10 protein-coding genes are annotated in these 12,496 nt (G+C 68.3%); 4 read left to right on the forward strand and 6 right to left on the reverse strand.

The features are described 5' to 3' along the window. Complete coding sequence (dnaB, locus tag ACILSK_RS19000; protein WP_395728745.1) at positions 1–2,445, reverse strand: replicative DNA helicase; 2,445 nt, start codon at positions 2,443–2,445, stop codon at positions 1–3. Between the two features lie 886 nt (positions 2,446–3,331). Here dnaB and ACILSK_RS19005 point away from each other — a divergent pair. From ACILSK_RS19005 to ACILSK_RS19020, 4 genes are all read left to right on the forward strand, one after another. Then, positions 3,332–4,738 (forward strand): amino acid permease, encoded by a 1,407-nt coding sequence (locus ACILSK_RS19005; protein ID WP_395728777.1) that lies wholly within the window; start codon positions 3,332–3,334, stop codon positions 4,736–4,738. Next, positions 4,735–5,685 carry a universal stress protein gene (locus ACILSK_RS19010; protein WP_395728746.1) on the forward strand — a complete coding sequence of 317 codons (951 nt, stop codon included), beginning with the start codon at positions 4,735–4,737 and terminating at the stop codon, positions 5,683–5,685. Before ACILSK_RS19005 ends, ACILSK_RS19010 begins: the two co-directional genes overlap by 4 nt. 157 nt (positions 5,686–5,842) lie before the next feature. Beyond that, positions 5,843–6,241, forward strand: coding sequence for a hypothetical protein (locus ACILSK_RS19015; RefSeq protein WP_395728747.1), 399 nt, complete (start codon positions 5,843–5,845; stop codon positions 6,239–6,241). 27 nt (positions 6,242–6,268) lie between these two features. Next, entirely contained in the window at positions 6,269–9,220 is a 2,952-nt protein-coding gene (locus tag ACILSK_RS19020) for a tetratricopeptide repeat protein (RefSeq protein WP_395728748.1), read from the forward strand. Here ACILSK_RS19020 and rplI read toward each other — a convergent pair. The 5 genes from rplI to ACILSK_RS19045 form a co-directional block, all read right to left on the reverse strand. Then, positions 9,207–9,662 (reverse strand): 50S ribosomal protein L9, encoded by a 456-nt coding sequence (rplI, locus tag ACILSK_RS19025; protein WP_395728749.1) that lies wholly within the window; start codon positions 9,660–9,662, stop codon positions 9,207–9,209. The genes ACILSK_RS19020 and rplI overlap by 14 nt on opposite strands. A gap of 19 nt (positions 9,663–9,681) precedes the next feature. Further along, positions 9,682–9,918 (reverse strand): 30S ribosomal protein S18, encoded by a 237-nt coding sequence (rpsR, locus tag ACILSK_RS19030; protein ID WP_395728750.1) that lies wholly within the window; start codon positions 9,916–9,918, stop codon positions 9,682–9,684. A gap of 57 nt (positions 9,919–9,975) precedes the next feature. Further along, positions 9,976–10,506: a single-stranded DNA-binding protein gene (locus ACILSK_RS19035; RefSeq protein ID WP_395728751.1), complete on the reverse strand. Its 531-nt coding sequence runs from the start codon at positions 10,504–10,506 to the stop codon at positions 9,976–9,978. A gap of 8 nt (positions 10,507–10,514) precedes the next feature. After that, positions 10,515–10,823 (reverse strand): 30S ribosomal protein S6, encoded by a 309-nt coding sequence (rpsF, locus tag ACILSK_RS19040; RefSeq protein WP_395728752.1) that lies wholly within the window; start codon positions 10,821–10,823, stop codon positions 10,515–10,517. A 325-nt stretch (positions 10,824–11,148) separates the two neighbouring features. After that, positions 11,149–12,090, reverse strand: coding sequence for an endonuclease domain-containing protein (locus ACILSK_RS19045; protein ID WP_395728753.1), 942 nt, complete (start codon positions 12,088–12,090; stop codon positions 11,149–11,151). Between the last annotated feature and the right edge of the window lie 406 nt (positions 12,091–12,496).

Here is a 12,496-nt window from a genome sequence, read left to right on the forward strand (position 1 = left end):
TCAGCCGGCCAGATCCGCGAACCGCGAGTAGTGCAACTGGTGCGCCACCGCGATCGTGGTGGTCGGCCCGTTGCGGTGCTTGGCGATGATCAGGTCCGCCTCCCCGGCGCGGGGGTCGTCGGCCTCCCACGCGTCGGGCCGGTGAACCATGATCACCATGTCTGCGTCCTGCTCCAGCGATCCGGATTCGCGCAGGTCGGAGAGCATCGGCCGCTTGTCGGTGCGTTGCTCGGGACCACGGTTGAGCTGGCTGATCGCGATGACGGGCACCTCCAGCTCCTTGGCCAGCAGCTTCATCTGCCGGGAGAACTCGCTGACCTCCTGTTGCCGGGACTCGACCCGCTTGCCCGACGTCATCAGCTGGAGGTAGTCCAGCACGACCAGCTTGAGATCGTGCCGCTGCTTGAGCCGCCGCGCCTTGGCCCGGATCTCCATCATCGTCATGTTCGGCGAATCGTCGATGTACAGGGGCGCATCGGAGATCTCCGACATCCGGCGGACGATCTTCTGCCAGTCCTGCTCGCTCATCGTGCCCGCCCGCATGTGCGACAGGCGGATGCCGGCCTCGGCCGACAGCAGCCGCATGGTGATCTCGTTCTTGCTCATCTCCAGCGAGAAGATGGCTGAGGTCAGGTGATGCTTGACCGAGGCGTGCCGGGCAATGTCCAGCGCCAGCGTCGAGTTGTGGGTGGGCACCATGGCCCGGCCGGCTAGGTAGAGGTGGTCGGCGTTGTCCACCTGCACGCAGCGGACCGGCACGCTCGGCACGGGCCGCACGTCGACGACGAAATGGCTCTCGTGGTCACGGTGCCACTCGGTGTCGACCGAGCAGACCTTGCGGGGCAGCCGGGTGAGCCCGGACCGTGACCGGACGACGATCTCCCACACGGGCGGGCGTGGACGACCTTCATGGCTCAGGTACCTCCGATGCATCGTCGTGGCGCACCCTTGCGCCGACAACAACTCGCGTACCCCGCAGGCGAGTTCGATGTTCGTGGTGCTCCAGCGGTAGCGGCCGTGCAGATCGACATCGCCCGCGCGGTCCATCAACCCCTGGACCAACGCGGCCCGCTGCTCGGCGGCGGCCCGCAGGTAGGCCGTTGGCACCTGGGCCCGCCGGTGCAGGTCGAGCTCCAGCCAGGTGTCCTCCAGCCCGACCACCTCGAAGCGGTCGGCCCGACGGCCCGGCCGCACGTGGTGACCCAGCCGGTCGAACTCCTTCATCACCCACTCGCGATCGACCGGCTCACAGCCGACCGTGCCGGGTGCGTCGGCACCGTCGGCACCGTCGGCACCGAGCAGGTACCCGAGCACCCAGGGGTCGAGCGGCAGTGTCCGCTCGGGCGTCGCCAGCGGGCCGCAGGTCGGCACGCAATGGTTGAGCCGGGGGCCGTCGTAGATCCCGCACGCCAGGTCCGCGGTGGTCCGCGTCCGCGATCCGTCCGGGCCCACCGCGCGGGCGCCGAGCGGCCAGCCGAATCGAGCGCCCCGCTGCCGGTCGAGCCGGCGGCGGTCGGCGGCGTCCCAGGTCGGCCACTGATGTTCGGCGTCGGCGACGATCACCTCCCCGTCCGAGAACTCGACCTCGAAACATGGGCGGCCGACCATCACCTCGGTGGCCGCGACGACGGTGGTCGGGCACCCGTCGGCGCCCATCAGCCGGTCACCCACGGAAACCCGGCCCATGGTGGTCCACCCGTCCGGGGTGACCAGCGGGGTGTCCAGGGCAAGTGCCTTGCCGATGCCGGGACGCGCCGCCACGATGATCATCTGGCCCGGGTGGAACCCGTTGGTCAGGTTGTCCAGATCGGCGAAGCCGGTCGGGACCCCGGCGGACCGGCCGCCCTGCGCGGCGATCGCGTCGATCTCGTCCATGGTCGGCTGCAACAACTCTTCCAGGACGACGTAGTCCTCGGAGGTGCGCCGTTCGGTGACGTCGTAGATCTCGGCCTGCGCCCGGTCGACGATCTCGTCGACCTCGCCGCCGCCCATGTCGCCGTCGTTGCCGCCGTAACCCAGCTGGACGATCCGGGTGCCGGCCTCGACCAGCCGGCGCAGGATGGCCTTCTCGGCGACGATCCGGGCGTAGAAGCCGGCGTTGGCCGCGGTCGGTACGGAGGCCATCAGCGTGTGCAGGTAGACCGCGCCGCCGACCCGGCCCAGCGTCCCGGCCCGTTCCAGCTCGGCCGACACCGTGACGGTGTCGGCCGGTTCCCCGCGCGAGTACAGGTCCAGGATGGCGTCAAAGATCAGCGCATGCGCAGGCTTGTAGAAGTCGGCCGAGGTCAGCGCCTCGAGGACATCGGCCACCGCGTCCTTGGACATGAGCATGCCACCGAGGACGGACTGTTCGGCCGCCTGGTCCTGGGGCGGCTGCCGGTCGAAGGCGGCGGGTGGCGCGGTCCGCGCCGGACCGTCCGACCACCGCTGATCCACGACCGCCATTCGCGCATCTCCTCCAGCCCGGGCCGCCTGCCGCCCGGCTCGTTCCGCAGCCGACCGTTGCGCGGCCGAACCAACCCGATCCGTGGACATGTGTTCTGTCTAGTCTCGAGGTACGACAGTGGACCTCCGTGCACCGACGACCGCGGCGCCCGGGTCGACGGTGACCACGTAGCGTGAGGTCTAGCGCTTCACCGGCCCGGCGATCACGTCCTGGCCCCGTCCGGCAGACAGCACGCTAGGGCCCGGCTCGCCCGTCCACCAAACCGGGTTGTGCACAACCTGGGGACACCCTGGGGACAACTGGGCGCGGCGCGCCCATGGGTGCATCCACTCCGTGTGGACATCCTGGGGAAAGTTCCCGCGCCGACAGCCATCGATGCAGCTCAAGGGTCTAAGGCAGGATGTTGACGCTGTGGATAGCCGATCAATCGGCCGTACCGGCGTGGCGCCCCCGGCGTGTTGCGTCGGCGGACGCGTCGATCGGCCGTGCCCCGATGGACACGCTCCCGTCACCGGACTGTGACCTACGATGCGCCGGCCCGCGGTCGAACATCGGGCCGCCCGCCGGTGGAACGCGCGGGTGAGGCCGCCTCTGACACTCCGGCCGGTCCTGGCCAAATCGATCACTTTCGGTAACCGTTCCTCTGTTCCATCGTGCGAACTCGGCGGGTGTCCGTCACGATCATGGTTCACGTCTGTTTCGAAACGGACGGGACGCTTGACCGATTCAGCAAGCTCGTGCTTGGTTTCCCGGTAACCCCGTGTCACCGCGCCGCCGGCGCGGAATAGGCGGGCCATCGGTGAGGGGGTCACCCACGTGAGCGCATCCGCATCCGGTTCGACCGGGTTGGGCACCCAACTGTTCCGTCGGAAACCGGTCAACCACATGCGCGCCGGTGTCGAGCACGGCGCCGAGCTCAAGCGGACGATCGGCACCTTCCAGCTGACCATGTTCGGGGTCGGCGCGACCGTCGGCACCGGCATCTTCTTCGTGCTGTCCGAGGCGGTCCCGAAGTCGGGCCCTTCGGTCGTCGTCTCGTTCCTGATCGCGGGGGTCGCCGCCGGGCTCGCCGCCATCTGCTACGCCGAACTGGCGTCGGCGATCCCCGTCTCCGGGTCCACCTACTCCTATGCCTACGCCGCGCTGGGCGAGGTGGTGGCGATGGGTGTCGCCGCCTGCCTGCTGCTCGAGTACGGCGTCTCCACCGCGGCCGTCGCGGTCGGCTGGAGCCAGTACCTGAACAAGCTGTTCGACAACCTGTTCGGCTTCCAGCTGCCGTCCGCGCTGTCCCACGCTCCGTGGGACGACGACCCGGGCGTGCTCAACCTGCCCGCCGTCATCCTGATCGTGCTCTGCGCGCTGCTGCTCATCCGGGGCGCCAGCGAGTCGGCCGCGGTGAACACCGTCATGGTCGTCATCAAGTTGTCCGTCCTGGGCATGTTCATCGTCATCGGCTTCACCGCCTTCGACTCGGGCAACCTGAGCGACTTCGCCCCGTTCGGCGTGTCCGGCATCGGCGCGGCGGCCGGGACCATCTTCTTCTCGTTCATCGGCCTGGACGCGGTATCGACCGCCGGGGAGGAGGTCAAGGACCCGCAACGGACGATGCCCCGAGCGATCATCTTCGCGCTGCTGACCGTCGTCATCATCTACGTCCTGGTCGCGTTGACGGCGGTGGCTGCGCAACCCTGGCAGGAATTCGAGGGGCAGGAAGCGGGTCTCGCGCAGATCCTGGAGAACATCGTGGGGAGCAGTTGGCCGGGCACCGTCGTCGCGGCCGGCGCGGTGATTTCGATCTTCTCCGTCACCTTGGTCACGATGTACGGGCAGACCCGCATCCTGTTCGCGATGGGTCGCGACGGCATGCTGCCCCGGCGATTCGCCCAGGTCAATCCGCGTAGCCAGACCCCGGTGTTCAACACCATCGTGGTCGCGATCGTCGTGTCGATCCTGGCCGCGTTCATCCCCCTGGACAAGCTGGCCGACCTGGTCTCGATCGGCACTCTGGTGGCGTTCATCGTGGTGTCGATCGGCGTGATCATCCTGCGCCGGACCATGCCCGACATCCCGCGCGGGTTCAAGGTGCCGGGCTACCCGGTGACCCCGATCCTGTCGGTCATCGCGTGCCTCTACGTGCTGTCGGGCCTGTCCTGGATCACTTACGCCTGGTTCCTGGTATGGCTGCTGGTCGTCCTGACCTTCTACTTCCTCTGGGGCCGCCGGCACTCGGAGCTGAATTCCGGCGCCCGGGTGGTCGACCCGGACAACCCGGCGCCGGGCGGCGACCAGTGACCATCGTCGTCGGATTCAGCCCGGAGAAGGGTGGGCGAGCGACCCTGGAGTTGGCTGTCCTGCTGGCCCGCTCCGGGCGCGCGGAGCCCCTGGTCGTCACCGCCGTCACCCCCCAGCACTGGACGACCCCGTCGATGGCCAAGGTGGACGCCGAGTTCCAGGCCTGGGCGACCGGGCAGGGCGACGCGGCGCTGCAGCAGGCCCGCGAATTCCTCGCCGGTAAGGCTCCCGATCTCGAGGTGTCCTTTCGTCAGGTGGCCGGCCGGTCCGTGCCCGCTGCCCTTGCCCGGGCCTGCGCGGAGGCCGACGGCAGCATGCTGGTTCTCGGCTCGTCCCGGGATGGCCGGCCCGGCCAGGTGGTCCTCGGATCCACTTCCGAGCCGTTGCTGCATTCCTCGGAGGTGCCGGTGGCGATCGCGCCTCGCGGCTACCGTGCGCACTGCACCGCAATCAGCAGGCTGACCTGCTCCTACTCGGGTGCGGAGGAGTCGGGAGACCTGCTGGTGGCGGTCGCCGAGATGAGCCGGCGGGTCGGCGGGACGTTGCGGGTGGTCACCTTCGGCGTGCGGGGCCGCACGATGTACCCGCCGGAGGTGGGCCTGCACGCGGAGGACATGGTGCTCAACGAGTGGAAGACCCAGGTCGGCGAACGTCAGCAGACGGCGCTCAAGCGGCTGTCCGAACTCGGCCTGCTGCCCGACTCGGCCACCGCCACCATCGTCACGGGGTCCGACTGGGCTGACTCGATGGACGAACTGGAATGGCAACACGGCGAGATCCTGGTCGTCGGATCGTCCCCGCTGGGCAGCCTGGCCCGGGTGTTCGTCGGATCCCGGGCCACCAAGATCATCCGGTACTCGCCGGTCCCGGTGGTCGTGGTGCCGGCCGCGGTCGCCAGCAAGGTCGCCGAGGGCCTGGAAGCGGAGACGACCGGGGAACCACCCTGAACCCGGACCGACGCCGCCGGTAACAGCCGTCCTCGCCCCCGGTTTCGGGAACCGGGCGGAAACCATTCGTGCGAATCGCGCACCGGTCGTAGCATGTTTGGAGTCTTCGTCCCATTCCGCAGCTTGCAACTGTGGTCGTCGATTGCAGGGAGTGGTCATGGACCCGATTTCTTTGGCGATCGTTGCGGCCGTGGCTGCCGGCTTGGCCAAAGGAGCAGGAGATGTGGGGCAATCCGTCATCGTGGACGGCTACCGGCAACTGAAGAGCTTGTTGGCCAGGCGCTTCGGAGGCCACAGCCAGGTCGTCCAAGCCGTCGACGCAGTTGAATCCCGACCGGAATCCGCCGCTCGACGTGGTGTCCTGACCGAGGAGATCGCGAACAGCGGAGCCGACAGGGACCCCGAGATCGTCGACTTGGCCAAAGATTTGCTCGATCGGATCCAACGCGACGCGGCCCCCGGTTCGTCGGTGCAGATGGCTTTCGGTTCGTACATAGCGCAGGCTGATCGACACGGTCACGCGGAGGTGAACGTCAACACGCCAAAGGCCACGTGATCGCCACCAAGGCGGGGGATCAGACAGGTGAGCGGTCAGATTGCCATCGGCAACTACATCGCTCAGGCAGACAACGGCGCAACCGCGAACCTCTCCGTCTTTCAGGTCGCCATGCCGGCCCCACCGGACGCAGACACGGTGGACCAGGCCATCCGGCTGCTGGAACACTTGCCGGTGGACCCTCCGGCAGAGCCTGGCGCCCTGCCGAATCATTCCCGGATGCCGCTGGCCCCGAACCCCTTGTTCACCGGCCGGTATGATGAACTTCATTGGCTGTCGGCGCATCTCGGCACATCGGCCGTACAGGCCCCGACTGTGGTGCTCAACGGGCTGGCTGGTGTCGGGAAGAGCCAGATCGCCAGTGAGTACGCCCACCTCTATGGCCGCTTTTACGCCGGCGGCGTGTATTGGGTGAGTCTCGCCAATTCGGCCAAGGTCGACAGCGAGATCGCCGCGTGCGGCGGGCCGGCCGGAATGTCACTCCGACCGGACTTCTCCACGTTGGCAATGGAGGATCAAGTCAGCCTGGTCAGGGCAGCCTGGCAGAGCCCTTTGCCCCGCCTGGTGATCTTCGACAACTGCGAGGACGAATCTCTTCTGGCGCGGTGGCGCCCGCCGTCCGGCGGGTGCCGGATCATTGTGACGAGCCGGCGATCGGCATGGAGCCCCGCCCTGAGGGTTACCGTTCGGCCCGTCGACGTGCTGGACCGCGCCGACGGCTGTCGACTGCTGGCCGCCTACCGGGAACCTGTCTCCGCCGAGGACGAAGAAGCTCTGTCCGCCATCGCCGATGAACTCGGCAATCTCCCACTAGCCCTGCACCTCGCCGGCAGCTACCTCAGCCGTTACCACAGGGTGCTGACTCCTGCGGTCTATCTCCGACAGCTGTCCGACTCGCCCTTGATCGACCACCGGTCGCTGACTGCAGCCGGGATCTCTCCTACGGATCACATCCAGAGCATCGCGACTACCTTCGCGATCAGCGTTGACGGGCTTGCCAGTGAGCCGGCTGACGACCTGGCAACCACGTGCCTGGTCCTCGGGTCCTACCTCGCCCCGGGCGAACCCATCCCTCGGAGCCTATTGAAGGCATTGCTGGACATCTCATCCGACGCCGATGACGACCTGGATCTCGAGGACGCGCTCAGCCGATTGGCCGATCTCGGCCTGGCACAGCTGATCGTTGACGGCACACCCCGCCTACACCGACTCGTTGCCGCGTTCGTCGAATTCCGGTTGGGTAGCGATGAGGCACGGGACCATGTCGAGTCGACGCTGTGGGACTTCCTGTCCACCAGGACATTCACGCTGAGCTCGCTGAGCCGCGCGGAGTACGAACCGCACCTACGGGTCGTCGCTGAGCGGGCCATTCCCCGTGGTGATCTCCCCGCGGCCGGCTTGGCGAACACGTTGGGTCTCTACGCCAGCCGGCGTGGCGACCGCGAGACCGCTATCCGCTACGTCGAGCAGGCTCTGAGCATGAGGGAGAACGTCTTCGGAGTCGATTCGCCTGAAACGGCCAAGGATCTCAACGATCTCGGCTTCGCGTACCTCGGCGGTCCGACCCGAACGCTGGGTGAGCCGTATCTGGAACGCGCACGCCGCCTCTGGGATCCGCTGAAGGACGGGCCAAACTTGGCCGCGACCCTTGACAACCTGGGTCAGCTGTACCTGGCCAGCGGGAGGATTGAACCGGCCGAGGATTGTTTCGAACAAGCGTTGGCGATCCGGGAACAAGAACTCGGCGAGGACAGCTATCCCACCAGCGTCACGGTCCAGAACCTGGGTGCAGTGGCGCGTGCTCGCGGAGACAATCGTAAGGCGGCGGAACTGTTCGAACGATCGGCTCGGATCCGCGATGCCCTCGGCGATCGCGGCGACCCCAACTCCACCGCACGGGCTCACCAGCTGTCGGCGATGGTCCGCGATGAACTGGGCGACGTCCCGGCGGCCGCTGCGCACTGGCGTCGCGCGGCCGAGCTGAGCCGCCAGGCCCTGGGGCCGATGCACCCCAATGCCCTCTTCGCATCGGTCCAGGCCGCCCTGTATGCGACCGAGAACGGCGATCCTTCGGGGGCGTCCGAACTCTTGAAGGCGTCCCAGGCGCTCCGTGACGGCCTGGACCAGGCTCAGGCGCTGGCGCATATGTCCGGTATCGACCTGAACAATCTCGGCTTCGCCTGCTGGCTGTCGGGGGACTATACCCAGGCCCGCACGCTGTACGAGCTTGCGCTCGGCAAGGACGGCTCCGAACCGACCACCCTCAACAACCTCGGGATGATCGAGGAACGCCTTGGGCGGTACGAGAGAGCGATCTCCTACTATCGCCGGGCCATGGAGGGACTGGCGAATACCGTTGTGGCCAATTCTCGATCCACTGCGTTGGGCGCCCGGATACTGAACAACCTCGGCGTCAGCCAGACCTTGAACGGCGACTCTCGGTCAGGACGGGAATCGCTGAACCTCGCGTTGGAGATCAGGGGACGCCTTCAGGGCACTAATGGAGCCGACTACGCGGTCACTCTGCGAAACCTGGCACTTGCCGCCCAGGCCGAGAGTCGGCTGGAGGACGCGATGCGACTCGCCGAGCAGAGCCGCAATATCCTCGCCACCTACAGCACCGTCGGATCCGAGTACTCGCGGACCCTGCTCCTGCTCGGTGATCTGCTCGCCGAGCAGGGCAGGGCGACCGAGGCGTTGGCAACTTTGGAGCTGGCGGCCGCAGCCCGTAGCACGACCTCTCAGCCTGACCATCCCGATCTGGCCGTGATCCGGTGGCGGATGGCCTCCGTGCTGCAGTCCTTGGGACACGACGAGGAAGCCTGCCGGACCCGGCGAGAGGCCCTTCGGGTGATCGGCAAATGCATGGGCCCCGATCACCCGTGGACCACCAGGCTTCGCGACGAGGTAGCGGCCTGTGCATCTGCCGCCGCTGGCGGCGACCCCGAGGTCGCCGCCAGCTCGGTCAGCCCGCGGTGATCGTGACGGTGAGCTGGGCGGTGACGCCCGGGTGCAGCTTGACCGCCACCTTGTGCGCGCCGACCGTCTTGATGTGACCGCCGGTGTCGATGCTGCGGCGGTCCAGCGCCGGCCCACCCACGGCGCGCACCTTCTCGGCGATCTCGACGCTGGTGATCGAACCGAACAGCTTGGCGCCGTCACCGGTGGTGCGGGCCACGATGGTCAACTTGTCGCCGAGCGCCTCGAGGGCCTGCTTGACCTCGTTGGCGTGCTCGACGCCGCGGATCTCCCGGGCCACCTGGGCCCGTTTGATGGTGGCGACCTGCTTCTGCGCGCCCTTGGTGGCCACGATGGCCTTGCCCTGGGGCAGCAGGTAGTTGCGGCCGTAACCGTCACGGACCTCGACGGAGTCGCCGGGCGCGCCCAGACCGGGCACGTCGGCGGTCAGGATGAGCTTCATGATGTCGCGTCCTTCCTGATCAGCGAGCGGTCGAGGTGTACGGCAGCAGCGCGACCTCGCGGGCATTCTTGACCGCGGTCGCGATGTCGCGCTGGTGCTGGGTGCAGTTGCCGGTGACCCGGCGGGCCCGGATCTTGCCGCGGTCGGAGATGAACCGACGCAGCAGGGTGGTGTCCTTGTAGTCGATCGGCTGCGCGTTCTCCTTGCAGAACGCGCACACCTTCTTCTTGGGCTTGCGAACAGGGGGCTTGGCCATGATCTATGTCTCCGAATGAGTACGTGAGCGTCAGGAAAGTCTGGTGACGAGCCGGGTCTAGAAGGGGGGCTCGTCGGAGTAGCCGCCGGACGAACCGGCCGGCGGGGCGCTGCCCCAGGGATCGTCGCTGGGCGGGGCGGCCGGCCGGGAACCGCCGGAATTGCCATAGCCACCGCCGCCACCGCCACCGCTGCCGTAGCCGCCGCCACCGCCGCCGTCGGACCGCTGGGCCCGGTTGATCTTGGCGGTCGCGTACCGCAGCGACGGGCCGATCTCGTCGACCTCCAGCTCGATGACGGTGCGCTTCTCGCCTTCCTTCGTCTCGAAGGACCGCTGCTTGAGCCGTCCGGAGACGATCACGCGGGCGCCGCGGGTGAGGGATTCGGCAACGTTCTCGGCGGGCTGGCGCCAGATGTTGCAGCGCAGGAACAGTGCCTCGCCGTCCTTCCACTCACCGGTGGCCCGGTCGAAGGTCCGCGGCGTGGAGGCGACGGTGAAGTTCGCGACGGCCGCACCGGACGCGGTGAAGCGCAGCTCCGGATCGGCGGTCAGGTTGCCGATCACGGTCATGATGGTCTCGCCGGCCATGGCTGCTCCTACTTCGCGTCCGGGCGGGTGATCTTGGTCCGCAGCACCGACTCGTTCAGGTTCAGCTGCCGGTCCAGCTCGGAGACCACCGCGGACTGGCAGGTCACCTTGATGACCGCGTAGATGCCTTCCGGGTTCTTCTTGATCTCGAACGCCAGGCGGCGCTTGCCCCAGATGTCGACGTTCTCCACGGAGCCGCCACCCTGGCGGATCACGTTGAGGAACGTGTCGATGGACGGCGCGACCGTCCGCTCGTCGAGGTTGGGGTCGAGGATGAGCAGGAGCTCGTAGTGACGTTGAGCAGTCGAAACGCTCACGTGCACCTCCTATGGGCTAGGTCGGCCGCGGACGATCCGCGACAGGAGGGTGAAACATGGCTGAACCCGCCTGGCGACCTCGTGACAACGGATGCGCCCGGCGGGTTCGGATGTAACCACTGGATGTTACCAGCGGCGTCGGATGCTCAGGACCGGCCCGATGGGGGTCGACCGGGTGGTCCGCCGGGGCGGTCGCCGCCCTTCCGAGGATCGACTTGCCATTCTCGGCCCTGTTCACCCCGCCGCGATGGGCCGAGAGTGGCAACTCGATCCCCAGGCCCCACCCCGCGCCCCCGCACGCGCACCCAGCACGCGCACGCGACGGTCAGCCCGTCCAGCCCGCGCGAACCAAAGCGGCCCGGACGCGCCGGACGACGTCCTCCCGGTCGTGGAAGAACGAGTTCTTGGCGACCCGGATCACCCGCCACCCCGCCGCCGCCAGGTCGTCCAAGCGTTCCAGGTCCCGGCTGAACTGACCGGGGTCGGTGCGGTGATGGTCGCCGTCGTACTCGACGACAAGGCGCCATTCGTCGTAGACCAGATCGCCTCGGCCGAGGAACCGGCCGTCGTCGTCGTGAATGTCCACGTTCAGGCTCGGTTCGGGCAACCCGGCGGCGACGAGTGCGAGTCTGACCAACGACTCCGGTCGGGACTCCGCCCCGGGACGCACCAGCCCGAGCGCCTCCACGGCCCGGGCCTTCCCTCGACCGCGGTACCACTGGACCCGCTCGACGAGAGCGTCGAGGGTCGTATACGGGCGGTCGCCGGGAGCGAAGCGCGGCTTGAGGATCAAGCCGTCACCGACGGCCACCAGATCGGGAATCGAGAGCATCGTGCCCAGGTGGCAGAACAGGCTGGCCGGATCGGTGACCGCGATCCCGGACCGGTACTCGGTGCCGACCTCCTGGTCCCGGATCTGGTGCCCGACGACGCCCTCGCGGCGGGGTGCGTGATCCGGCGCGAATGCACTGATGTGCAACGGCTCGTCCGGCGCGGCCAGGGGCATGGGAAGCGGCCAGATCCGGGCCGCGGTGACCGAAGAGACCACGGCGCCCTGGCAGACGGTCAGCAGGGCCGCCCGACACCGGATCCGCAGCGCTTCCTCCGGAACCGCCGCCGGATCGGCGGGCCCGCGCGCGACCGCGCGCACCCCGCGGAATGGCACGACGAGGTCGGCCCCCCGCATTCGTTTCGAGGAGTAGCCCAGCCAATGGGGGGTGAAGATCCCGTCGCGGAGTTCGGCCGGGATGGGATAGCGAGACGTCACGCCCCTCACGATGACCGAATCGACGCGACCGGCCCCCGACTTATCCACATTCCCAGCCACCCGCGACGGTCGAGTTGCCACTTTAGGCCGTCGTCGAGCGCCAGGTTGGGCCGAAGGTGGCAACTCGACTCCGTCGCCGCCCGAGACAGGCACCGTCCCGGCCGTGGTGGTCCACATGGCCCCGGCTCGTCCGGCCGTCGAGCGGGTGACGGCCGACTTGCCACCTTGGGCCCTGGATCCGGGCGCGGCGTGGGCGAAAGTGGCAACTCGGCGCCCCCGGCCGGCCGGAGCGCCGTCTCGGCGCATCCGCGGGGCCGGACCGGGGTCACGCGGGCCGGCGACGCGGGCCCGCGCGGGGTCACGCGGGCCGGAGCGGGGTCACGCGGGCCGGAGCGGAGTCACGCGG

Source organism: Nakamurella sp. (assembly GCF_044224575.1).
Taxonomy (GTDB): Bacteria; Actinomycetota; Actinomycetes; order Mycobacteriales; family Nakamurellaceae; genus Nakamurella.

Bases quoted from the DNA above. Each gene is read 5' to 3' on its own strand.
- dnaB (WP_395728745.1), bottom strand. From the start codon at position 2,445: ATGGCGGTCGTGGATCAGCGGTGGTCGGACGGTCCGGCGCGGACCGCG.
- ACILSK_RS19015 (WP_395728747.1), top strand. From the start codon at position 5,843: ATGGACCCGATTTCTTTGGCGATCGTTGCGGCCGTGGCTGCCGGCTTG.
- rplI (WP_395728749.1), bottom strand. From the start codon at position 9,662: ATGAAGCTCATCCTGACCGCCGACGTGCCCGGTCTGGGCGCGCCCGGC.
- ACILSK_RS19005 (WP_395728777.1), top strand. From the start codon at position 3,332: ATGCGCGCCGGTGTCGAGCACGGCGCCGAGCTCAAGCGGACGATCGGC.
- rpsR (WP_395728750.1), bottom strand. From the start codon at position 9,918: ATGGCCAAGCCCCCTGTTCGCAAGCCCAAGAAGAAGGTGTGCGCGTTC.
- ACILSK_RS19035 (WP_395728751.1), bottom strand. From the start codon at position 10,506: ATGGCCGGCGAGACCATCATGACCGTGATCGGCAACCTGACCGCCGAT.